Genomic DNA, 21,377 nt, shown 5'->3' with positions numbered 1-21,377 from the left:
ACCCTCTTCTAGCGCGGGAGAGTAGCCAAGTGCCTAACGCATCATGGGAAGGCAGGCGACGGTATCGGCGATCGTTCCGGCTGCCGCGCGACCGAGGCGAAGGCGCGCAGATAGGCGTCGAGCGCCGAGGTCACGCCATGGTCACGGACGGCGTGTGTCATCAGGGCGGGCGTCGCGGGACGCGCCAGCGCCCGCTCGATCGCGCGGGCGAAGGCAGCGGCGTCGCCGACCGGCACGGCGCGATGCTGGCCCGCCGCCGCCAGGATCGGCCCGATATTGGGCGTGCAGTCGGTCGCGACCACGCCCGCGCCGCAGGCCAGCGCCTCGATCAAGGTGGCGCAAAGCCCTTCCCAGCGCGACGGCTGGAGCAGCAGGTCCGCCTCGCCCATCAGCGCCGCGATCCGGTCGGGATCGCCCACATAGCCGAGGAAATCGACCCGGTCGGCAATGCCCAGAGTACGAGCCTGCCGCTCCAGCCTGTCGCGCAGCGGTCCGCATCCCGCGATCGTCAGCCGCCAGTCGAGATGCGGCAGCAGCGCCAGCGCGGCGAGCGCAGTCGCCTGATCCTTCTGCGGCGCGAGACGTCCGGCCATCAGCAACCGGATGGGCGCAAGCGGATCGCGCGTGCCACGCGTTGCGCGGGCGCGCTCCATCGCCGGCGTCACCGTCGGGCGCGGTAGCAGGCGCACGTCGCCACTGTCGGTCAGCAAGGCCCGATCATGCTCGCCCATGACGATGGTCAGCGCCGACAGACGGGTGATCGCGCGAAACCGCTTGAGCCGCGCCCAGGCACTGAGCGCCGGCTGGGTGGGCCGGACGATCGGGTTGGAAATGCGCGCCACCGCCTGCGTCCTGGTGCCAAGGCAGGCGAGCGCGGCCAGCATGTTGCTCTGGTTGCCGGCCGAGTAGAGAATGTCCGGGCGGTGACGGCGGACCATGGCGTGGAGTGCCGGAAACTGCCCGATCATCGACAGGCGGCGCTCGCCGCCGGGCGCGGGCACGCGCCGGACGACAAGATCGGGGTCGATCAGATGCGCATTCTTCCCGTCGATCCGGGTCATCCACAATTCCACCGCCACCCCGCGGCTGAGCAGATGGTTGGCGAGCAGGATGGCGACGCGATCAAGGCCGCCATCGCCGGGCTGATAGAGATAGACCGCTACCGAAAGACCGGGCGCCGGTGACGCGAACTGATGACCCATATACCCTGTCTGCCGTTGATGCGAACCGTTGCAGGTTCGACGGCATCAACGCGGACAAGCCGTATCGGGTTCTACTCCTTGGGCCGAATATGCGAGAAAGTCGTCGCGAAAACCGGCCGGATCAACGCGGCATCTGGAGCGAGGCATAGCAGGTGAAGCCGCTCGTCCCCTGCTGGAGCCGTCGGATATAGTTCAGATAGGCCTGGTTCTGCTCATAGCCGGTGCCCGGCAGGCGGCCGCCGCGCAGCGCCTGCTTCACCTGTTGCCCGGTATAGCTGCGCCCGCCGGGAAAGGCGCCGGGCGTGCTGGACGGCACGAGCTGGCCATTGGGCGCGACATAATTGCCCGCGCGCGCCTGATCCGGCACGGGGATGGTGCAATTGAGCACCGAGGCGGCGGTATTGGCGAGCGCAGGGCGGATCGAGACGATCGCCGAGGCGGCGACCGCGCCGCCCATCAGCAACTGACGACGCGATGCGACCAGCCCATCCGCCGCCTTTTCCGGCGCGGGGGCGTCCTGCGGCATGGGGCCGTCCTGATCGGGCGTCGCTTTGGTCATCTTTTCCTGTTTCGCATCTCACGCTTGCCAAAGCGTAAAGATTGCACGCTATTGCGGCAAGACATCGCAGCAAATGCGCGACAAATCCAGCACGGTAAACATGAATCGACTGAGCATTTCGCAGATTACCGCTTCCCTCGCCATGCTGATGCTGGGCACCGGCGGCGCATTGATGCTGGGCGGCAACCCGGTCAGCATCGCCTTGCCGGTGCTGGCGGGCGTCATCGTCCTGATCATCACATCGGGCGATGCGGGCCTGCGCCCGACCGCGCCGACGGTGACGCTGGACCAGCCCGACCTCACCGCCCATCCCGACTTCGCGAGCCTGCTGGAAGGGATTTCCGATCCGCTGATGCTGGTGGAAAAGGGCCGGATCGCGCGCGCAAACCTCGCCGCGCAGCGATTGCTGGGCGCGCATATCGAGGGCGAAGATGCCCGCATCGCGATCCGCCACCCTGCCGCTGCCGAACGTCTGGCCAGCCTGGCCCCGTTGGCCGAGCCGATCATGATCGAACTGGTGGGCCTGGGCACCCGCGACCAGCGCTGGCAGATGCGCGTGGCGCCGGTCGGCGCGGTGCGCGACATGCGCCGCCTCGTCCATCTGGTCGATCATAGCGGCACCCATGCGGCCGAGAGGATGCGCGTCGATTTCGTCGCCAATGCCAGCCATGAGCTGCGCACGCCGTTGGCGGGCATATTGGGTTTTATCGAGACGCTGGCCGACCCGGAACTGGGCAAGGACACCGAAACCCGCCAGCGCTTCCTGAAGATCATGGATGGCGAGGCGCGGCGAATGCAGCGGCTGATCGACGACCTGATTTCGCTCAGCCGGATCGAATCAGAAAAATATCGCCTGCCCGACGCACGCGTCGACCTGTCCGAACTGGCGGCCGAGGTGGTCGGCGTGTTCCGCTCCAGCCATGGCGATCGTGGGCGCGAGGTGGAGATGGAGATTACGCCGCAACTGCCCGTGGTGCAGGGCGACCGGGCGCAGCTGTCGCAGCTGCTGCACAATCTGATCGGCAATTCGGTCAAATATGGCCGCCCGGGCACGCCGATTCGCGTCACGCTGAACGAGGGGCCGAGCGGCATGACCCGGCTGATCGTCGCCGACGAGGGCGAAGGGATCGGCCCGGACCACCTCCCCCGCCTGACCGAGCGCTTCTATCGCGTCGATTCGGGGCGCAGCCGGGCGATGGGCGGCACGGGCCTTGGCCTGGCCATCGTCAAGCATATCGTCGAACGGCATCGCGGCCGCTTCGACATCGCCAGCACTTTGGGCAAGGGCACGACGATTACCGTCCTGCTTCCACCGCCGCTGGAAGAAACCCAAGGAAAATTTGACGAAAAAAGACGTCCATCGGCGCTTTCGGACACGGTGTCATGAAAATGAAACCTGACTGTCACAAAGGCGCGATGGTCCGCGACTAGGGCGCTCTCCAAGGGGGTGGCGACATGCGACTCGCGGCCCTGATGATGGAGGTTCCCGTGAAGAAGTTCGCCCTGCTCGCCGCCACGACCGCGAGTGTTTTCAGCCTTGCCGCCTGCGGCGACCAGTCCGGCGGCGCCGGCGCCACCCGCGACCAGATCCGCGCGGTCGGCTCCTCCACCGTCTATCCGTTCGCGACCGCCGTCGCCGAACTGTTCGTGCAGGGCAATGCCGGCATGAAGTCGCCGATCGTCGAATCGACCGGCACGGGCGGCGGCATGAAGCTGTTCTGCGCGGGCGTGGGCGCCCAGCATCCCGATATAGCCGATGCCTCGCGCCGGATGAAGAAGGCCGAGTTCGACCAGTGCCAGGCCAATGGCGTGAAGGACATCATCGAAGTGCAGGTCGGCGTCGATGGCCTCGCCTTCGCCGAATCGAAGCAGGGTCCGGGCCTGAAGCTGACCCCCAAGATCGTCTATGAGGCGCTCGCCGCCAATCCCTATGGCAAGGGTCCGAACAAGGCCCAGACCTGGAAGGATGTGGACCCCAGCCTGCCCGCAATCGCCATCTCTGTCTTCGGCCCGCCATCCACCAGCGGCACCCGCGACTCGCTCGCCGAACTGATCCTGGAAAAGGGCTGCCAGAGCGACGAGGCGATGAAGGCGCTCAAGGAAAAGAATGAGGACGAGTATAAGGCGACCTGCACCCGCGTCCGCGAAGACGGCAAATATGTCGACTCGGGCGAGAATGACAATCTGATCGTCCAGAAGCTGGGCGCGAACCCCAATGCGGTCGGCGTCTTCGGCTACAGCTTCCTTGAGGAAAATAAGGACACGCTGAAGGACGTGCCGATCGACGGCGTCGAGGCGACCTATGAAACCGTGTCGACCGGCCAGTATCCGGGCGCCCGTCCACTCTACATCTATGTGAAGAAGGCGCATATGACGGCCATCCCCGGCCTTCAGAACTTCCTCAACACCTTCGCCGCCAACTGGAATCCCGACGGCGCGCTGACCAAGCGCGGCATGGTCGCGGCGCCGGAAGATGTGCGCAAGAAGAGCGCCGAAACGGTGAAGGCGCTGACCGTCCTCGACGGTTCGCAGCTGAAGTAAGGGCGACATGACTGGACCTGCCATCCTCTTGCTGCTCGCGGGCCTGGGCGCCATCGCCTGGGTCAGCGCCCGTGCTCGCGCGCTGCGGTTGCAGACCGCCGCGCGCGAAACCGGGCGGCGCGACGCCGTCCACTCGCTGCCCGGCTATCATGGCTGGTATGTCGCGCTGTGGACGTTGATCCCCGCGGGCATCTTCCTGGCCGTGTGGGCCAATGTGTCGCCGGGACTGGTGACGCAGGCCGTGCTTGCCGATCCGGCGGCGCAAAGCCTGCCCGCCGACGCCTTCTCCCGCTCCGCCATATTGGGCGAAGCACGGGCGATCGCGACCGGATTGCAGACCGGCGCCTTCAACCCGGCTTCGCAGGCGCTGGTCGAACCCTATGCGCAGGCGACGAGCACCTATGGCGTGGCCGGTGCGGCGCTGGCGCTGATCCTGGCCTTTGCCGGCGGCGCCTATGCCTTCACCCGCATCCGTCCCGACTTCCGGGCGCGCACGCGGGTCGAGCGACTGGTGATGACCACCCTGCTGGTCGCATCGCTGCTGGCGATCGTCACAACGCTCGGCATCGTCGCGTCGCTGCTGTGGGAAAGCTTCCGCTTCTTCTCGATGGTCAACCCGCTCGACTTCCTCTTTGGCCTGAAATGGTCGCCGCAGTCGGCCGCCATGGGCTATGGCAATGACGATGCGTTCGGCGCGGTCCCCCTCTTCTGGGGCACGATCTTCATCGGCGCGATCATCGCCATGATCGTCGCCATCCCGCTCGGCCTGATGAGCGCGATCTATCTCACCCAATATGCGACTCCCACGGTCCGCAAGTGGATGAAGCCGACGCTGGAGATGCTCGCGGGCGTGCCCACCGTGGTCTATGGCTATTTCGCCGCCCTGACCATCGCCCCTGCCCTGCGCGACTTTGCGGTGATGATCGGCATCCATGGCGCATCGTCGGAAAGCGCGCTCGCCGCCGGCCTCGTCATGGGCGTGATGATCATTCCCTTCGTCTCTTCGATGGCCGACGACAGCATCGCCGCCGTACCGCAGTCGATGCGCGACGGCAGCCTCGCCATGGGCGCGACCACCAGCGAGACGATCACCCGCGTCCTCATCCCCGCCGCCCTGCCCGGCGTCGTCGGCGGCGTGCTGCTGGCCGTCAGCCGCGCCATCGGCGAGACGATGATCGTGGTGATGGCGGCTGGCCTTGCCGCCAACCTCACCCTCAACCCCTTTGCCAGCGTGACCACCGTGACGACCCAGATCGTCCAGTTGCTGACCGGCGACCAAGAGTTCGACAGCGCCAAGACGCTGGCCGCCTTCGCGCTCGGCCTGGTGCTGTTCGTCGTCACCCTGCTGCTCAACATCGTGGCCCTGCGGGTCGTGAAAAAATATCGCGAGGCTTACGAATGAGCCTGCTGTCGCAAGCCATCTCCGACCCGGAGTATCCTATGTCCCGTCCCACCCGCCTGCCCACCGACTGGAAGTCGGACGTCATGCGCAAGCGGATTGCCCGGCGCTATGCCGCCGAGCGCCGTTTCCGCCTGCTGGGCATGGGCGCGGTTCTGCTGTCCGCCGCCTTCCTCGCCTTTCTGCTCGTCACCATGATGGGCAACGGCCTGCGCGGCTTCACCCGGACCGAGATCGCGCTGAAGGTCGATTTCCCGGCCTCGCCGCTGCTGCTCGATCCCGCCACCATCACCGACGAGGCGCTGAGCCAGGCCAATCTGCCGATGGTGACGGGCGCGGTCGCGAAGAAGGCGCTGGGCGGCGACGCCGATGTGCTGCTGTCGCCGACGGCTTGGATCAGCATCCGCGATGCGATCAAGGCCGATCCGAAGATCCTCGGCCGCACCGAGACGATCCGCGTTCCCGCATCGACCGCGATCGACCTGGCCGCCAAGAGCAAGGGTTCGCCGGAGGCCGAGGCCGAGGTCGCGCGGCTGAAGCAGTTGGGCGTGCTGTCGACCGGGTTCAACTGGAATTTCCTGACCGCCAGCGACGGCACCGACCCGACCCAGGTCGGCATCTGGGGTGCGTTCAAGGGATCTCTGCTGACCATGCTGGTCACGCTGGTGCTGAGCTTCCCGGTGGGCGTGGCGACCGCCCTTTATCTGGAGGAATATGCGCCCAAGGCCTGGTGGACCGACATTATCGAAGTGTCGATCAACAACCTCGCCGCCGTGCCGTCGATCATCTTCGGCCTGCTCGGCCTCTCGATCTTCCTCAACTTCCTGCACCTGCCGCGATCGGCCGCGCTGATCGGCGGCATGACGCTGGCGCTGATGACCATGCCGGTCATCGTCATCGCCGGCCGCAACGCGATCAAGTCGGTGCCGCCCAGCATCCGCGACGCCGCGCTCGGCATCGGCGCTTCGCCCGTGCAGGTCGTGTTCCAGCATGTGCTGCCGCTCGCCCTGCCCGGCATCCTGACCGGCACGATCATCGGCATGGCCCGCGCGCTGGGCGAGACGGCGCCGCTGCTGATGATCGGCATGCGCGCCTTCATCGCCACCCCGCCGGGCGGGATCACCGATCCGGCGACGGTCCTGCCGGTGCAGATCTTCCTCTGGTCGGACGAAGTCTCCAAGGGCTTTGTCGAAAAGACATCCGCCGCGATCATCGTCCTGCTGATCTTCCTGCTCGCGATGAACGGCCTCGCCATCTACCTGCGCAACAAGTTTGAAACACGGTGGTAATCAGCCCCATGACAGAAGCACAATCCAACCTGACCATCGAAAATCCGAAGATGTCGGCCCGTGACGTCAAAGTTTTCTATGGCGAGAAGCAGGCGATCAAGGGCGTCTCCATCGACGTCGACATGGACAATGTCACTGCCTTCATCGGCCCGTCGGGCTGCGGCAAGTCGACCTTCCTGCGGACTCTCAACCGCATGAACGACACGGTCGCCAGCGCCCGGGTCGAAGGCGAGATCACGCTCGACGGCGAGGATATCTACGCGCCTTCGATGGACGTGGTGCAGCTGCGCGCGCGCGTGGGCATGGTGTTCCAGAAGCCCAATCCCTTCCCCAAGTCGATCTACGAAAATATCGCCTATGGCCCGCGCATCCACGGGCTGGCCGCGTCGAAGACGGACATGGACGTCATCGTCGAAAAGTCGCTGCGCCGCGCGGGCCTGTGGGACGAGGTGAAGGACCGGTTGCACGACAGCGGCACCGCCCTGTCAGGCGGCCAGCAACAGCGCCTGTGCATCGGCCGCGCCATCGCGGTGGAACCGGAAGTCATCCTGATGGACGAACCCTGTTCGGCGCTCGACCCGATCGCCACCGCCAAGATCGAGGAACTGATCCACGAACTGCGCGGTCGCTACGCGATCGTGATCGTCACGCACAACATGCAACAGGCCGCGCGCGTGTCGCAGCGGACCGCCTTCTTCCACCTGGGCGAACTGGTCGAATATGGCGTGACGTCGGACATCTTCACCAATCCGCGGCAGGAACGGACCAAGGATTATATCACCGGTCGCTACGGCTGATCGCGGGAGAGACAGACATGGCTGAACATACGATCAAGGCGTTTGACGAGGAAATCGACCGGCTGCGCGGCCTGATCGCCGAAATGGGCGGTCGCGCCGAAGCGGCGATCGAGAATGCGATGCTGGCCCTCCAGCGGCAGGACAAGATACTCGCCGCAGAAGTGGTGGAAGGCGACAAGCGCATCGATGCGATCGAGGCGGAGGTGGAGAAGCTGGTGATCCAGGTGATCGCGCTCCGGGCGCCCATGGCCAATGACCTGCGCGACGTGATCGCCGCGCTCAAGATCGTCAGCGTGGTCGAGCGCATCGGCGATTATGCCAAGAATATCGCCAAGCGCGTGCCGCTGGTCGCCAGCAACCGGCATACGCTGGAGCCTATCTCCCTCCTCCCGTCCATGGGGCAGGTCGCGGGCGAGATGGTGCATGACGCACTCAACGCCTTCGCCGCGCGCGACGCCGAGCTGGCGCTGGCGGTGGTGGAGCGCGACACGGTGGTCGACGATTTCTACAACAGCGTCTTCCGTACGCTCGTGACCTTCATGGTCGAAAATCCCAAGACGATCAGCGAATGCGCGCATCTGCTGTTCATCGCCAAGAATATCGAGCGGATCGGCGACCATGCGACCAATGTCGCGGAGATGGTCTATTATGCCGCGACCGGCCAGACCCTGCCCGAGCGCGAACGCGGCGCCGACATCCAGCCGGAGGACTGAACCATGGCGCGAGCGAAGATGCTGCTGGTCGAGGACGACGCGGCGCTGGCCGAACTGCTCATCTGGCATTTCAAGCGCGAGGATTTCGAGGTCGCCCATACGGTCGACGGCGAGGAAGCCTTGCTGATGGCGCAGGAAAATGTGCCCGACATCGTGCTGCTCGACTGGATGGTCGAAAGCCTGTCGGGGATCGAGGTGTGCCGCCGCCTGCGCCGCATGAACGGCACCGCGAACATCCCGATCATCATGCTCACCGCCCGCGGTGAGGAAGAGGATCGCGTCCGGGGTCTCGAAACCGGCGCGGACGATTATGTGACCAAGCCCTTCTCCCCGCGCGAACTGGTGGCGCGCGTGGGCGCGGTGCTGCGCCGCGTGCGTCCGGCGCTGGCCGGCGAGACGCTGAGCTTTGCGGACGTGGAGATGGACACGGTCGGCCACAAGGTCCGTCGCGGCGGCCAGGTGATCCCGCTCGGCCCTACCGAGTTCCGCCTGCTCAAGCATTTCCTGGAGCATCCGGGCTGGGTCTTCTCGCGCGAGCGGCTGCTCGACAGCGTGTGGGGCCAGGACAGCGACATCGAACTGCGCACCGTCGACGTCCATATCCGGCGACTGCGCAAGGCGATCAACGCGGACGGCCAATATCAGGACATCATCCGTACCGTGCGGTCGGCGGGCTATGCGCTGGATACCGAGGGGATGGCATAAGGGCCTCTACCCCGTCGGCTAGCGCGATGCCTCACCTCATCGCGCTTGGGCGCCATAGGCGAATGCCTCTCCATCGATGAGGAATTGCCCGCGAACGGCATCGAATGTCCACCAGCGGGCAAAAGGAGCGCGCATGTTCATCGTCAGCCTGTCGCCATTCCGGGCAATGTCGAACTGCCCGCCGCACAGGCTGACCGAAGCAGGCCCGGAAGCCAGATCAACGTTGGCTTCCGCGACCTTGTAGCTCGACGGCGACTGTCCAGCCAAAGTCCTGGACAGATCGTCGCGACGACTTTCCTCGCAACGCAAGGTCGTGGCCGAGGGGGTGGATTTCCGCAGGATCAGGCGGCGCTCGAACTGGATTTCCGGCGATAGCAGCAGGTCGCCATATTCGGTGATGATGCCGACCCCACCATCCTGCCGATAGGTGAAGACATGCGCCGCAGGCCACGACCTGCCGCTCGTCGACGACGCGCCAGCTTCGCCCTTGAGCGTCACGGCTTCTGGAAGCGGCGCCACGATAGCACGATCCATGCCCTCGCCCAACTTGCGTATGCTCGCCCTATCCATCTGCCGCCCGCCGCTCGACATCAGGCAGAGCTGATAGGCCGCCTTGTCGGGTCGCGCGCTATCCTGTCCCGCCGATGCGCAGGCCAGGCGCTGATCCCCCACCAACCATGCGGAAAAGATCGTTCCCGCCGGCGCCGTGACCGGGGGCACACCGGGAACTAACAGGGGCGCCGCTATCGTCCCTGCCAGCTGCTTGAAGGTCACACTCTCGCTATACAATAGTGCGTCGTCAGCCGCAGCAACGGTTGCACTTGCCGAGGACGTCTCAACCCGAGGCGCCAGCCAGATCGCCGTCGCTTCCATCTCGGGCACGCTCTTGCTGATCCGGATCGACGTTTTCTGCTTGCCCGCCTCGGCAATGGACGGAGACAGCGCAAGAAGGCAGACGGACAGAAGCAGCTTTTTCATGGCATGTCCCCAAGGCAGTCGAACAGACGTCCCCTATCAGACACAAGAATGAAAATTCGCTTTCGACCCAAATCTTTTTGACAAGGAAAAGCCCCGGACCTCACGGCCGGGACCCTTTTCCTTGGCATCACGGTCAGCTCTGTCAGGCCGCCCGGCGCGCCTTGTTCAGTTTCTTGAGCAGCATGTCGCGCTTCAGGCGGGAGAGGTGGTCGATGAAGAGAATGCCTTCGAGATGATCCATCTCATGCTGGAGACAGGTGGCGAGCAGGCCTTCGAGCTGTTCTTCGTGGATACGGCCTTCGCGGTCCATCCAGCTGGCGCGGATCAGCGCGGGACGTTCCACTTCGGCGAACTGATCGGGGACCGACAGGCAGCCTTCATTATAGACCGACAGCTCGTCGGACCCCTTGAGGATCTGCGGATTGATGAAGACCATCGGCTTCTTGACCGGCGGCGCGCCTTCCTCTTCCGATTCGGGTTCCTGGAGGTCCATGACCAGAACGCGCTTCGGCACGCCGACCTGGATCGCGGCGAGGCCTATGCCCGGGGCGTCGTACATGGTTTCGAACATGTCGTCGATCAGCCGCTGGAGATCGTCGTCGATCGCCTCGACCGGGGTCGAAATGGTACGCAGGCGCGGATCGGGCGCCTCAAGGATCGGAAGAATTGCCATGTGCCGAACATAGATGGAACAGGGCGAAATATCAAGCGAGGCGCCGTTCCGCAGCGCGCCCAGCCCTCTCCAGCGCGGCTTTGCGAACCGCCTACCCTATCGGCCGCCGCGCGCGCAGCGCCTGCGCCAGCGTGCCTTCGTCCAGATAGTCCAGCTCGCCGCCGACCGGCACGCCATGGGCGAGCTGGGTCAGGCGGATCGGAAAACGCTCCAGCCGCTCGGCCAGATAATGGGCGGTGGTCTGCCCCTCCAGCGTGGCGTTCATGGCCAGCACCACCTCGTCGATGTCGCCCTGCTCCACCCGCGCAACCAGTGCGTCGATGGTGAGATCTTCGGGACGCACGCCCTCCAGCGCAGAGAGCCGACCGCCCAGCACGTGGAAGCGACCGGGGAAGAGGCGCGACTTGTCGAGCGCCCAGAGATCCGGCACATCCTCCACCACACAGAGCGCGCGCGGATCGCGGCGCGGATCGGCGCAGATGCCGCAGGGATCGATCGTGTCGACATTGCCGCAGGTCGCGCAGGTGACGAGACGATCGTTCACCGCCTCCAGCGCGCGCAGCAGCGGCTCCAGCGCGCCCTCGCGGCGTTTCAGCAGATGCAGCACCGCACGCCGCGCCGATCGGGGGCCGAGGCCGGGCAGGCGAGACAGGGCTTGGGTCAATGCGTCGATTTCGGGTGAGGCCATATCGTGAGATAAGGGGTTGCAACTGGGAGAGACAAGGGGTTTGAGCATCCGCCATGCGTATCATCTATATGGGCACCCCCGATTTCGCCGTTCCCGCGCTCGACGCGCTGGTGAAGGCGCGTCATGACGTCGTTACGGTGTACAGCCAGCCGCCCCGCCCCGCCGGCCGCGGCAAGGCCTTGCGCCCCTCCCCCGTGCATCAGCGCGCCGAGGAATTGGGGATCGCGGTGCGCACGCCCGTATCGCTCAAGGATGCCGAGGTGCAGGCGCAATTCGCTGCGCTGAACGCCGATGTCGCGGTGGTCGCCGCCTATGGGCTGATCCTGCCGCGTGCCGTGCTGGACGCGCCGCGCCATGGCTGCATGAACATCCACGCCTCGCTGCTGCCGCGCTGGCGCGGGGCGGCGCCGATCCAGCGAGCGATCCTGTCCGGCGACAATGTCACCGGCGTCACGATCATGGACATGGAGGCGGGCCTCGACACCGGGCCGATGCGCGCCAAGCATGTCACCCCGATCGAGGACAAGACCGCCGGCCACCTGACCGCCGAACTGGCGCAGGCGGGCGCGGAGCTGATGGTCGAGGTGCTGGACGATATCGCGCTCCACCCGCCCATGGCTCAGCCGGAGGAAGGCGTCACCTATGCCGCCAAGATCGACAAGGCGGAATCGCGCATCGACTTCACCAAGGATGCGCATCAGGTCGAGCGGCAGGTCCGCGCCTTCAACCCCTTCCCCGGCGCCTTTTTCGAATATCGCGGCGAGCGCTTCCGCATCCTCGCGGCGCATGTCGAACATCATGGCGGAACGTCGGGTGAATTTCTGGACGACAGCCTGCTGATCGGCTGCGGCCATGACGCGATCCGCCCGACCTTGATCCAGCGCGCGGGCAAGGGCGCGATGACGCCCGGCGAACTGCTGCGCGGTTACGATATGCCCGTGGGGAGCCGGGTGGATGGCTGATCAGAGCGAGGGGCAGCGATGACACGCTTCGCCTTCACCGTCGAATTTGACGGGCGTCCCTTCATGGGCTGGCAGCGGCAGGCGCACGGGCCGAGCGTGCAGCAGACGATCGAGGATGCGATCTTCGCCGTCACCGGCGAGCGCGCGGTGATCCATGCCGCCGGGCGCACAGACGCGGGGGTCCATGGCCTCGCCATGCGCGCCCATGCCGAGATCGGGAAGGACATCGCGCCCTTCCGCCTGATGGAAGCGCTGAACGCGAAAATGCGGCCCGATCCGGTCGCGATCCTGGCGTGCGAGACGGTCGCCGACGACTGGCATGCGCGCTTTTCCTGCGTCGGGCGGTCCTATGTCTATCGCATCGTCAATCGCCGCGCGCCGTTGACCTTCGAACATGGGCTGGTATGGCGGGTGGTGCAGGCGCTGGATACGGATGCGATGCACGAGGCGGCCCAGATACTGGTCGGAAAGCACGACTTCACCACCTTCCGGTCCGCCCATTGCCAGGCGGAAAGCCCGGTCAAGTCGCTCGACCGGCTCGACGTGGAGCGCGACGGCGACCGGATCGCCATCCATGCGGCGGCGCGATCCTTCCTGCATCATCAGGTGCGATCGATGGTCGGATGCCTCGCCATGGTCGGCATGGGGCGGTGGAGCGCGGACGATCTGCGCGCTGCGCTGGAGGCGAAGGATCGTGCGGCGCTCGGCCTCAACGCCCCACCGGACGGGCTGTATTTCGTTGCGGCGACCTACCCCGAATAACCCCATCAGATGAAGGCGGCGTTGCAGACCCGGTTTTTGCCGGCGCGCTTGGCCGCGCGCATCGCATCGTCGGCGCAGGCGATCAGCCGGTCAAGGTCGGCCGTATCGGGCGATACGGCCGTAACGAGGCCCAGACTGCAACTGATGCCCGATCCATAGGCAGCGATGCTTTCCCGAACCGCTTCCGCCACGACCGGAGACGCCTGATCGTCGCGTTCGGAAATCAGCAGCAGAAACTCGTCGCCGCCGATGCGCGCAACGATATCGCCGGGATGGACCTGATCCTTCAGCAGTTGCGCGACATCGGCCAGGCAGCTGTCGCCAGCGGCATGGCCCAGGCCGTCGTTCAATTGCTTGAAGCCGTCGAGGTCGAGGAAGAACAGGCTGGCGCTGCGTCCCGCGCGCGCCGTGTCGGCCAGCATGTCCCGCGCCCGGCAGGCGAAGCCGCGACGATTGAGCAGGCCGGTCAGCGGATCATGCACCGCCTCGAAACTGGCCTGGCGCAGGTCGGACATATCCTCGACCACGGCGACGTAGAATTCGGGCTGGTCCGCCTCGTCCCGCACCATCGCGACGGTCAGGTTGATCCAGATGACCGTGCCATCCGCGCGGATGTAGCGCTTTTCCATCGAATAGCGCGATATCTCGCCCGCATTGAGCCGGACCAGCAGCGCTTCGTCGGCGTTGAGGTCATCGGGGTGGGTGATCTGCTGGAAACCGGTGCGGATCAGCGTGTCGGCATCATAGCCGCTGATGGCGCAGAAGCGCGGATTGACCAGCAGGAAGGCGCCGTCGAGACCGACATGGGCGATGCCGATCGGGGCATGGAGGAAGGTCGCCTCGAACCGGCGCTGCGCCAGCGACAGGGCGGCGGCCATGGTGGAATCGAGGGCGACGATATTGGACGTCGCGGGCTTGGACGCAGCCTTGCGAAACAGCGATTCGGTAAAATGGCGGTGCGACTGCCTGCTCATGCCCCCTAATGGAAGGTAAAGAGTAAACAGAGTTTTACCATGCCGCGACCGGACGCAATTTCTCAGAGGCTGGTCCGGAACGGCGTGAAGTTGGTGCCGGCGTCATAAATGTCCAGCCCCTCGCGCCGCTTGACGAAGCCGATCACGGCATAGGTGACAGGGGTGAGCAGAAATTCCCAGAAGACCTTCATACCCCAGTTGGTGATCATCACCGTCATCACCTGCGCATTGGTCCAGTCGCCGTAGAAGGCCAGCGGGTAGAAGAGCAGGCTGTCAACCCCCTGCCCCACCACGGTCGAGCCGATGGTCCGCATCCACAGATGCTTGCCGTCGGTCAGCAGCTTCATCTTGGCGAGGACGAAACTGTTGGCCAGCTCACCCGCCCAGAAAGCGCAGAGCGACGCGAAGACGATGCGCCAGGTACTGCCGAACACCGCCTCATAAGCCTTCTGGTCGGGCCAGCCCTCGGCAGGCGGCAGGGCGACCACGACCCAGCTCATCAGCGCCATGAACAGCATCGCGGCGAAACCCGCCCAGACGCAGCGGCGCGCGCGGGCATAACCATAGACTTCGGTGAGCACGTCGCCCAGCACATAGCCAAGTGGAAAGAAGAGGATGCCGGCACCGAAAGTGAATCCACCGAGCGAGGAGAGCTTGGCCGCACCGATCAGGTTCGACAGCAGCAATATCGCGACGAACGCCGCCATGAAGAAGTCGAAATAGCGCAGCGGACGCGTGCCCAGCGCCCCGGCATCGACCTTGTGAACCGCCCCCTCGTGCATGGCGACATGCTTATCGTGCGGCCGCATGATTGCAAGCGCCCCTGTTGCAAGCGGGTCGGTCGCCCGCTATCGCGGCAGGCGCACGGCCCCGTAGCTCAGTTGGATAGAGCATTCGCCTTCTAAGCGAATGGTCGCAGGTTCGAATCCTGCCGGGGTCGCCACGTTCCTGCCTCAGCCATATAACAGCATATAAAGCAGGCCGACGATCGTGAGCAGCAGCGAGAACCAGAGGAAGCCGAAGTCGGGCTTGTCGGGATCGCGCATCGTTCAGTCCTGTCTTTGCGTGCACCGCACCAGAAGATCGTCGGTCACGGTCATGGTGAAGATCGGGTCGGCATCGGTCGGCACTTCGGCGATGGCGTCGACGAAGGCGGCTCGGGTTTCGGGATCGTCATAGACCATCTTCCGGTCGAACGCCGCGCGCCATGTCGCCTCGTCGGGCCATTCGGCATAGCCGACGAAACGGCCGTCCGCGTCGCGATGGAGGCGGGAGCCATAGCTGCCATATTTTTCCCGAATCAGGTCGGTGCCACGCCGCCAGGCCGCGCGAAACTGTTCTTCTTTGCCGGGATGGACCCGCCACCAATAGACTGCGACGAACATCGGCATTCTCCTCCTGCAGCAAGAGAATGAGCCGGATCGGGCGACGGTTCCAGTGGCGTCTCCGTAGAGGGTCGCACCAGCCCACTCGGATGAGGGAGTGGGCTGGCGCCGCTACATCAGAGAATGCTCTGGCCGGTCTTGGCCCAGTCGGCCGCGAAGCCTTCAAGGCCCTTGTCGGTCAGCACATGCTTGGACAGCATCTTGATGACCGCGGGCGGCGCGGTCATCACGTCCGCGCCGATGCGGGCGCTTTCCAGCACATGGATCGGATGCCGGACGCTGGCGACCAGGATTTCGGTGTCGAAACCATAATTGTCGTAGATCAGACGGATGTCGCCGATCAGCGCCATGCCGTCAAAGCCATTGTCGTCATGACGGCCGACGAAGGGCGAGATGAAGCTGGCGCCGGCCTTGGCGGCGAGCAGCGCCTGGTTGGCCGAAAAGCAAAGAGTCACGTTGACCAGCGTGCCGTCATCGGTCAGCGCCTTGCAGGTCTTGAGGCCGTCGATGGTCAGCGGCACCTTGATGCATACATTGTCCGCGATCTTCCGCAGCACTTCGGCTTCCTTCATCATCGTCTCATGGTCGAGTGCGACCACTTCGGCGGAAACCGGGCCGTCGACGATACCGCAGATTTCCTCCACCACTTCCAGGAACTTGCGGCCCGACTTGTGGATCAGCGACGGGTTGGTGGTGACGCCGTCCAGCAGGCCGGTGGCGGCCAGATCGCGGATTTCGGCAGTGTCGGCGGTGTCGACGAAGAATTTCATGGAACGGACTCCGGGGATAAGCGAATCGCGCCCCTTTAAAGCGTTTTCCAAGCAGGTGGAAACGGAGTTCGCCGAAGGCAAACGAAGTTCGGCGAAGCCATCCACCTGCTGACTCGGAAAAGGCGACAAAATAAAAATCCGAGCTCACGAGCGGATTCGCCATCTTCGGCACTGACAATTGCGCCGCACCGTCATCGCGATTAAGCCGCAGGCACCTTTCCAAAGGACCAAGCATGAACCGCGCCGCCCGTCTGCTGACGATATCCTTCGCCATGGGCGGCACATCTGCGGCCTGGGCAGCGACCGAGGAAAGCCAGGCCTGGATGACCGAGCATGTCACGATCCGCGCAGATCAGGACAATCTCGTCTCGATCGATTCGAGCCAGCGCGCCCGATCCGACGGCAGGAGCGGCGGCGAACAGTTTCTGGCCCGTATCGGCATCGACCATCGAATGACGCCCGCCGTGCAACTGGGCGGCGGCGTCGCCTATCTGAACAGCGAGGTCGATCAGGAAATGCGGCTGTATCAGCAGCTAACGCTGACTAGGGGTCTGTGGCTCAGCCGCACCCGGGTCGAGCAGCGCTTTTTCGACAATGCCAGTGAGGCAAGCTGGCGGTTGCGGCAGCGGGTGCAGGCGTCGGTGCCAGTCGACCGGGCGAAGCAATGGACGCTGATCGCAGCGGGCGAATTCTTCTTCCACCTCAACCGCGCGCGACCGGGCGACAGGACGGGGCTGGCGATGATGCGGCACCAGATCGGCATCCGCCATCCGATCGCCAGGGCGGTGGACGCGCAGCTGCTCTATATGCGGCAGCAGAATTTCCGCGAAGGGCGACCCGATGTCGTATCGCATATTCCCTGGCTCACCCTCAGCTGGCGGCTGTAGAACAGACCCGTTCGCTTCGAGCGAGTCGAGAAGCGAATAGCGCAACACATGCGTTCAGCTTCGCCGGCCTCAGCTCTGCCTCGTTTCTCGACTACGCTCGAAACGAACGGAGGTCGTGAGGTCATCTCGATCCAGGCGAGACAGCATTGCGCCGCGCGTCCAGCGCTTTAAGGACAGAGGCCATGTCTTCGCGCGCCCGTGTCCTGATCCTCAATGCCGCCCTCGGTCCGCTCGATTATCGCGTGCCCCATGGAATGCGCGTGGAACCGGGCAGCATCGTCGTCGCGCCGCTGGGGCCGCGCCAGCTGATCGGCGTGGTGTGGGAGGAAAACAGCTTCCCCGATATCGAAACGGTGGGCGACAACCGGCTGCGCAACCTGCTGGAAGTGATCGACGCCCCGCCCCTGCCCGAACCGCTGCGCCGGCTGATCGAATGGACGGCGGACTATTATCTCAGCCCGCCCGCCGCGGTGCTGCGCATGGCGCTGTCGTCGATGGCGGCGCTGGAGGGCGCGCGGACGGTGATCGAATATCGGGCGACCGGCGCGGCGCCCGACCGGATGACCGAGCAGCGCGCCCAGGCGCTCGAACGGATCGGCGAGCGGCAGGGGCTGATCCGCGAGCTGGCCATGATCGGCGGGGTCAGCGACGCGGTGATCCGCGGCCTCATCAAGCAGGATATATTCGAGGCGGTGGAGGTGAGCGTCGACACGCCCTTCCCCATGCCCGATCCCGACCATGCCCCGCCCGCCCTGTCCGAGGCGCAACGGGACGCGGCGACGATCATGGCGGACGCGGTGCGCGCGCATGACTTCGCGCCCTTCCTGCTCGACGGCGTCACCGGATCGGGCAAGACCGAAGTCTATTTCGAAGCGATCGCCGCCGCCATCCGCGCCGACCGGCAGACCCTGGTGCTGCTGCCCGAAATCGCGCTGACCGAACCTTTCCTCGAGCGGTTCGAGAAGAGGTTCGGGACGGTGCCGGTCAACTGGCACAGCGGCCTGCGCCAGACCGAGCGGCGGCGGGCCTGGCGCGCCATCGCCAGCGGGCAGGCGCAGGTCGTCGTCGGCGCGCGCTCGGCCCTGTTCCTGCCCTATCCCAACCTTGGCCTGATCGTCGTGGACGAAGCGCATGAAGCGAGCTTCAAGCAGGAGGAAGGCGTCCATTATCACGCCCGCGACGTGGCGGTGATGCGCGGCCTCATGGAAAAATTCCCGGTCGTGCTGGCGTCGGCGACCCCGGCGATCGAGACGCGGCATCAGGTGGAACTGGGCCGCTATGCCGAAATCAAGCTGCCCTCGCGCTTTGGCGGGGCGGAGATGCCGGCGATCGAGGGCATCAACCTGCTGACCGATCCGCCGGAGCGCGGCCGCTGGATCGCGCCGCCGCTGGTCAAGGCGATCGACGAGAATATGGAAAAGGGCGAGCAGAGCCTACTCTTCCTCAACCGGCGCGGCTATGCGCCGCTGACCTTGTGCCGCCATTGCGGCTATCGGTTCCAGTGCCCCAATTGCACCGCCTGGATGGTCGAACATCGGCTGACGCACCGGCTCGCCTGCCATCATTGCGGCCATGTCATCCCCGCCCCGCGCCGCTGCCCGGAGTGCAAGGAGGAGGATAGCCTGGTCGCCTGCGGCCCCGGCGTCGAACGGATCGCGGACGAGGTAAAGGCGCTCTGGCCGCAGGCGCGCACCGCCATCGCGACGTCCGATACGCTGAGTTCCCCCGCCCGCGCCGCCGAGTTCGTGAAGTCCGTGGAGGGAGGCGATATCGACATCATCGTCGGCACCCAGCTCATCACCAAGGGCTATCATTTCCCCAACCTGACGCTGGTCGGCGTGATCGACGCAGATCTGGGGCTGGAGGGCGGCGACCTGCGCGCAGCCGAACGGACATTCCAGCAGATCGTGCAGGTGGCGGGGCGCGCGGGACGGGGGGAGAAGCCGGGCAAGGTCTTCATCCAGACGCGGATGCCGGGCAGCGAGGTCATCAAGGCGCTGATCGACGGCGATACCGAGCGTTTCTACTGGGTGGAGACGGAGAACAGGCGGCGCGCCAACGCCCCGCCCTTCGGCCGCTTCGCCGCGATCATCATTTCGTCCGAGAATGCCGACGAGGCGGTGCAGACCGCGCGGCTGATCGGCAAGTCGGCGCCGCTGATCGAGGGGATGCGGGTCTATGGCCCGGCCCCTGCGCCGCTCGCCGTGCTGCGCGGGCGACACCGGCACCGGCTGCTGATCCACGCCACGCGGCAGGTGGATATTCAGGGCGCGATCCGCGAATGGCTGGGCAACCTCGCCTGGAAGTCGGGGACGCGCGTGGCGGTGGACGTCGACCCCTATAGCTTCATGTGACGGTCAGGATGCGTCCGCCGGTGAGACGATGATGACCACCCGGCGGTTTTCGCGCCGCCCGTCCGCCGAACGGTTGCTTTCGATCGGTACGCGAGCGCCCATGCCCACGACCCGCATCGCCGGCCGCGCCATGCCGCCCGAAACAAGCGCGTCGCTCACCGCCTGCGCACGCCGCATCGACAGCGCTTCGTTATAGCTGGCCGATCCGGTCGAATCGGTATGGCCTTCGACCCGTGCGCCATGAATGTCGACCGCCACCAGCGCGCCTGAAATGCGGCCGATCGCGGCCTTCTGCGCCGGGATCAAGATGCTTTCATCGGTGGCGAAAAGCAGCCGGTCGGCCATGCCGAACTGCCAGTCCTCCCCTGCCGGTTCGAAGCCCTGCTGCCGGAGCGTCGTCACCTGCTGCGGCGTGAAACCGGCCGGACGCACCGGCTGCACCGTCTGGCAGGCGGCCAGGGCGAAAATGGCAGGCAGAAGGCAAGGGTAACGCATCTTGATCCCCATCACGTCATCGGTGCTGGATGGCGGCGCGGCCCGCCTTGGCCGCATACATGGCGGCATCGGCATGGCGCAGCAGGTCGCGCGCATCCGCACTGTCGTCAGGGTAGCGCGCGCTGCCGATGCTGAGCGAGGCGTCGATGCTCTCGCCGCTGGGCACCATGATCGGCTGCTCCATGCTTTCGGCGATCTGGGCCTTGATCGCGTCGAGTTCGGCCGGCGCGATGCCGGGCGCCAGGACCAGGGCGAATTCGTCGCCGCCCAGGCGGAAGGCCTGATCGTCCGGCCGCAGCACTGCGCGCAACCGCGCGGCGATGACGATCAGCAGGGCATCGCCGGCATCATGGCCATGGGTGTCGTTGACCTGCTTGAAGCGGTTGACGTCGATATAGAACACCGCGAAGGGCGTCCGATCCCTGTCCGCCTGCGCGATGGTGGCGGGCAATGCCTGCTCGAACATCGCCCGGTTGCCAAGGCCCGTCAGCGTGTCGCGCGTCGCCTGCCGCTCCAGCATGCGGTTATGCGACACCACCCCCCGGTGCCAGTCGCGCAGTTCGTCCATCAGCGCATTGAAGTCCCGTCCCAGCTGGTCGACTTCGTGAATGTCCGACGTGGGCACGCGCCGGTCGAACTGGCGGTCGGCGCGGACCGCATGGGCGACCTCCGCAATATGGGCGAGCGGTTCGGTCACGTCGCGCTGCAACCGGCGCGCCAGCGTCCATGTGGCCAGCAGCGTGAGGACGAGGCAGGCCAGAGCGGTCGCCACGCCGGAAAGAATGAAGCGCCCCAGCCCGTCCGCGCCACCATAGACCCGGACCTGCGCGACCAGGATGCTGCCGCGCCGCACGTCCGCACGGGCCGGTGACGGCGCGACCAGTTCGGCAATGCCTCGCTCGATCACCGTCATCACGCCGGCACTGGGGCGGCGCCACTCCACCAGCAGCCGGCCCCGGCCGTCGCGCACATCGACGCGGTGGACGCTTTCGGACGCAGCCACCGCCGCCATGCCGCGCCGGGCGGCGTCCATGTCATCGAACACCAGCGCCGGTTCGACCGTATAGGCCACGGTCCGGGCAATCAGGGCGAGATTGCGGTCGGCATAGCCGCGGATGACCAGCACGCCCGTCACCATCAACGTCACGCCGGCCATCAGCACGGCGCAGAGGATGAGACGCATATGGACGCGGGCGAGCACCTGGCGGAGCGTCGGCATGGCGGGCTGGGAGGACGCCGTCATG

The 21,377-nt window shown here is 65.7% G+C and carries 22 protein-coding genes and 1 tRNA gene; 12 read left to right on the top strand and 11 right to left on the bottom strand.

The genetic code is table 11. From position 1 onward, the window contains the following. Nucleotides 1-41: 41 nt before the first annotated feature. Nucleotides 42-1,202 carry a glycosyltransferase gene (locus tag DM806_RS03725; protein WP_179041890.1) on the bottom strand — a complete coding sequence of 387 codons (1,161 nt, stop codon included), beginning with the start codon at nt 1,200-1,202 and terminating at the stop codon, nt 42-44. Nucleotides 1,203-1,323: 121 nt separating this feature from the next. Beyond that, complete coding sequence (locus tag DM806_RS03720) at nt 1,324-1,728, bottom strand: hypothetical protein (protein WP_179041961.1); 405 nt, start codon at nt 1,726-1,728, stop codon at nt 1,324-1,326. Between the two features lie 133 nt (nt 1,729-1,861). On the opposite strand from DM806_RS03720, the gene DM806_RS03715 reads away from it, so the two are divergent. From DM806_RS03715 to phoB, 7 genes are all read left to right on the top strand, one after another. Next, complete coding sequence (locus tag DM806_RS03715; protein WP_179041889.1) at nt 1,862-3,148, top strand: sensor histidine kinase; 1,287 nt, start codon at nt 1,862-1,864, stop codon at nt 3,146-3,148. Between the two features lie 89 nt (nt 3,149-3,237). Further along, the gene (locus tag DM806_RS03710; RefSeq protein WP_179041960.1) at nt 3,238-4,302 is read left to right on the top strand and encodes a substrate-binding domain-containing protein; all 1,065 of its coding nucleotides are present in this window, start codon (nt 3,238-3,240) and stop codon (nt 4,300-4,302) included. 7 nt (nt 4,303-4,309) lie between these two features. After that, complete coding sequence (gene pstC, locus DM806_RS03705; RefSeq protein ID WP_179041888.1) at nt 4,310-5,704, top strand: phosphate ABC transporter permease subunit PstC; 1,395 nt, start codon at nt 4,310-4,312, stop codon at nt 5,702-5,704. Nucleotides 5,705-5,742: 38 nt separating this feature from the next. Continuing rightward, entirely contained in the window at nt 5,743-6,990 is a 1,248-nt protein-coding gene (gene pstA / locus DM806_RS03700) for a phosphate ABC transporter permease PstA (RefSeq protein ID WP_179041887.1), read from the top strand. Between the two features lie 8 nt (nt 6,991-6,998). Beyond that, a complete protein-coding gene (gene pstB, locus DM806_RS03695; RefSeq protein ID WP_179041886.1) occupies nt 6,999-7,787 on the top strand; it encodes a phosphate ABC transporter ATP-binding protein PstB in 789 nt (262 codons plus the stop codon). Nucleotides 7,788-7,804: 17 nt separating this feature from the next. Beyond that, on the top strand, nt 7,805-8,500 hold the full coding sequence (gene phoU / locus DM806_RS03690) for a phosphate signaling complex protein PhoU (RefSeq protein ID WP_179041885.1): 696 nt from the start codon (nt 7,805-7,807) through the stop codon (nt 8,498-8,500). Between the two features lie 3 nt (nt 8,501-8,503). Continuing rightward, nucleotides 8,504-9,205, top strand: coding sequence for a phosphate regulon transcriptional regulator PhoB (gene phoB / locus DM806_RS03685; protein WP_179041884.1), 702 nt, complete (start codon nt 8,504-8,506; stop codon nt 9,203-9,205). A 36-nt stretch (nt 9,206-9,241) separates the two neighbouring features. Here the strand turns inward: phoB and DM806_RS03680 are convergent, their stop codons facing one another. From DM806_RS03680 to recR, 3 genes are all read right to left on the bottom strand, one after another. Next, nucleotides 9,242-10,183 (bottom strand): hypothetical protein, encoded by a 942-nt coding sequence (locus tag DM806_RS03680; RefSeq protein ID WP_179041883.1) that lies wholly within the window; start codon nt 10,181-10,183, stop codon nt 9,242-9,244. Nucleotides 10,184-10,325: 142 nt separating this feature from the next. Continuing rightward, a complete protein-coding gene (gene def, locus DM806_RS03675; protein ID WP_179041882.1) occupies nt 10,326-10,856 on the bottom strand; it encodes a peptide deformylase in 531 nt (176 codons plus the stop codon). 91 nt (nt 10,857-10,947) lie between these two features. Next, nucleotides 10,948-11,544, bottom strand: coding sequence for a recombination mediator RecR (gene recR, locus DM806_RS03670; protein WP_179041881.1), 597 nt, complete (start codon nt 11,542-11,544; stop codon nt 10,948-10,950). Between the two features lie 53 nt (nt 11,545-11,597). Here recR and fmt point away from each other — a divergent pair, with 53 nt between their 5' ends. Both fmt and truA read left to right on the top strand, forming a co-directional pair. After that, a complete protein-coding gene (gene fmt, locus DM806_RS03665; protein ID WP_179041880.1) occupies nt 11,598-12,506 on the top strand; it encodes a methionyl-tRNA formyltransferase in 909 nt (302 codons plus the stop codon). An 18-nt stretch (nt 12,507-12,524) separates the two neighbouring features. Continuing rightward, on the top strand, nt 12,525-13,268 hold the full coding sequence (truA, locus tag DM806_RS03660) for a tRNA pseudouridine(38-40) synthase TruA (protein ID WP_179041879.1): 744 nt from the start codon (nt 12,525-12,527) through the stop codon (nt 13,266-13,268). A gap of 5 nt (nt 13,269-13,273) precedes the next feature. Here truA and DM806_RS03655 read toward each other — a convergent pair whose 3' ends face one another. After that, on the bottom strand, nt 13,274-14,242 hold the full coding sequence (locus tag DM806_RS03655; RefSeq protein ID WP_179041878.1) for a GGDEF domain-containing protein: 969 nt from the start codon (nt 14,240-14,242) through the stop codon (nt 13,274-13,276). A gap of 62 nt (nt 14,243-14,304) precedes the next feature. After that, complete coding sequence (locus tag DM806_RS03650) at nt 14,305-15,024, bottom strand: queuosine precursor transporter (protein WP_179041959.1); 720 nt, start codon at nt 15,022-15,024, stop codon at nt 14,305-14,307. An 84-nt stretch (nt 15,025-15,108) separates the two neighbouring features. Between DM806_RS03650 and DM806_RS03645 the strand changes: the two genes are divergently transcribed. Then, nucleotides 15,109-15,185: transfer RNA gene (locus DM806_RS03645), tRNA-Arg, on the top strand. A 106-nt stretch (nt 15,186-15,291) separates the two neighbouring features. Here DM806_RS03645 and DM806_RS03640 read toward each other — a convergent pair. Both DM806_RS03640 and fsa read right to left on the bottom strand, forming a co-directional pair. Beyond that, entirely contained in the window at nt 15,292-15,627 is a 336-nt protein-coding gene (locus DM806_RS03640) for an antibiotic biosynthesis monooxygenase family protein (RefSeq protein WP_179041877.1), read from the bottom strand. A gap of 116 nt (nt 15,628-15,743) precedes the next feature. Beyond that, on the bottom strand, nt 15,744-16,397 hold the full coding sequence (gene fsa, locus DM806_RS03635; protein WP_179041876.1) for a fructose-6-phosphate aldolase: 654 nt from the start codon (nt 16,395-16,397) through the stop codon (nt 15,744-15,746). Nucleotides 16,398-16,630: 233 nt separating this feature from the next. On the opposite strand from fsa, the gene DM806_RS03630 reads away from it, so the two are divergent. Both DM806_RS03630 and DM806_RS03625 read left to right on the top strand, forming a co-directional pair. Next, nucleotides 16,631-17,284, top strand: coding sequence for a DUF2490 domain-containing protein (locus DM806_RS03630; RefSeq protein WP_179041875.1), 654 nt, complete (start codon nt 16,631-16,633; stop codon nt 17,282-17,284). A 182-nt stretch (nt 17,285-17,466) separates the two neighbouring features. After that, nucleotides 17,467-19,638 carry a primosomal protein N' gene (locus DM806_RS03625; RefSeq protein WP_179041874.1) on the top strand — a complete coding sequence of 724 codons (2,172 nt, stop codon included), beginning with the start codon at nt 17,467-17,469 and terminating at the stop codon, nt 19,636-19,638. 3 nt (nt 19,639-19,641) lie between these two features. Here DM806_RS03625 and DM806_RS03620 read toward each other — a convergent pair whose 3' ends face one another. Beyond that, entirely contained in the window at nt 19,642-20,133 is a 492-nt protein-coding gene (locus tag DM806_RS03620) for an OmpA family protein (RefSeq protein WP_179041873.1), read from the bottom strand. Between the two features lie 16 nt (nt 20,134-20,149). Beyond that, nucleotides 20,150-21,376 carry a diguanylate cyclase domain-containing protein gene (locus DM806_RS03615; RefSeq protein ID WP_218647344.1) on the bottom strand — a complete coding sequence of 409 codons (1,227 nt, stop codon included), beginning with the start codon at nt 21,374-21,376 and terminating at the stop codon, nt 20,150-20,152. Between the last annotated feature and the right edge of the window lies 1 nt (nt 21,377).

Origin of the sequence: Sphingobium lactosutens, assembly GCF_013393185.1 — a bacterium.
Taxonomy (GTDB): Bacteria; Pseudomonadota; Alphaproteobacteria; order Sphingomonadales; family Sphingomonadaceae; genus Sphingobium; species Sphingobium lactosutens_A.
Note: the sequence above shows the minus strand (reverse complement) of the source record. Positions and strands in the feature narration are given on the sequence as shown.

Coding starts and splice junctions, on each gene's coding strand:
- phoB (WP_179041884.1), top strand. CDS start 8,504: ATGGCGCGAGCGAAGATGCTGCTGGTCGAGGACGACGCGGCGCTGGCC.
- DM806_RS03725 (WP_179041890.1), bottom strand. CDS start 1,202: ATGGGTCATCAGTTCGCGTCACCGGCGCCCGGTCTTTCGGTAGCGGTC.
- DM806_RS03720 (WP_179041961.1), bottom strand. CDS start 1,728: ATGCCGCAGGACGCCCCCGCGCCGGAAAAGGCGGCGGATGGGCTGGTC.
- DM806_RS03630 (WP_179041875.1), top strand. CDS start 16,631: ATGAACCGCGCCGCCCGTCTGCTGACGATATCCTTCGCCATGGGCGGC.
- recR (WP_179041881.1), bottom strand. CDS start 11,544: ATGGCCTCACCCGAAATCGACGCATTGACCCAAGCCCTGTCTCGCCTG.
- DM806_RS03615 (WP_218647344.1), bottom strand. CDS start 21,376: ATGACGGCGTCCTCCCAGCCCGCCATGCCGACGCTCCGCCAGGTGCTC.
- DM806_RS03640 (WP_179041877.1), bottom strand. CDS start 15,627: ATGTTCGTCGCAGTCTATTGGTGGCGGGTCCATCCCGGCAAAGAAGAA.
- pstA (WP_179041887.1), top strand. CDS start 5,743: ATGTCCCGTCCCACCCGCCTGCCCACCGACTGGAAGTCGGACGTCATG.
- DM806_RS03650 (WP_179041959.1), bottom strand. CDS start 15,024: ATGCACGAGGGGGCGGTTCACAAGGTCGATGCCGGGGCGCTGGGCACG.
- DM806_RS03620 (WP_179041873.1), bottom strand. CDS start 20,133: ATGCGTTACCCTTGCCTTCTGCCTGCCATTTTCGCCCTGGCCGCCTGC.
- DM806_RS03715 (WP_179041889.1), top strand. CDS start 1,862: ATGAATCGACTGAGCATTTCGCAGATTACCGCTTCCCTCGCCATGCTG.
- phoU (WP_179041885.1), top strand. CDS start 7,805: ATGGCTGAACATACGATCAAGGCGTTTGACGAGGAAATCGACCGGCTG.
- DM806_RS03655 (WP_179041878.1), bottom strand. CDS start 14,242: ATGAGCAGGCAGTCGCACCGCCATTTTACCGAATCGCTGTTTCGCAAG.
- fmt (WP_179041880.1), top strand. CDS start 11,598: ATGCGTATCATCTATATGGGCACCCCCGATTTCGCCGTTCCCGCGCTC.
- DM806_RS03710 (WP_179041960.1), top strand. CDS start 3,238: ATGGAGGTTCCCGTGAAGAAGTTCGCCCTGCTCGCCGCCACGACCGCG.
- pstC (WP_179041888.1), top strand. CDS start 4,310: ATGACTGGACCTGCCATCCTCTTGCTGCTCGCGGGCCTGGGCGCCATC.
- truA (WP_179041879.1), top strand. CDS start 12,525: ATGACACGCTTCGCCTTCACCGTCGAATTTGACGGGCGTCCCTTCATG.
- def (WP_179041882.1), bottom strand. CDS start 10,856: ATGGCAATTCTTCCGATCCTTGAGGCGCCCGATCCGCGCCTGCGTACC.
- DM806_RS03680 (WP_179041883.1), bottom strand. CDS start 10,183: ATGAAAAAGCTGCTTCTGTCCGTCTGCCTTCTTGCGCTGTCTCCGTCC.
- pstB (WP_179041886.1), top strand. CDS start 6,999: ATGACAGAAGCACAATCCAACCTGACCATCGAAAATCCGAAGATGTCG.
- fsa (WP_179041876.1), bottom strand. CDS start 16,397: ATGAAATTCTTCGTCGACACCGCCGACACTGCCGAAATCCGCGATCTG.
- DM806_RS03625 (WP_179041874.1), top strand. CDS start 17,467: ATGTCTTCGCGCGCCCGTGTCCTGATCCTCAATGCCGCCCTCGGTCCG.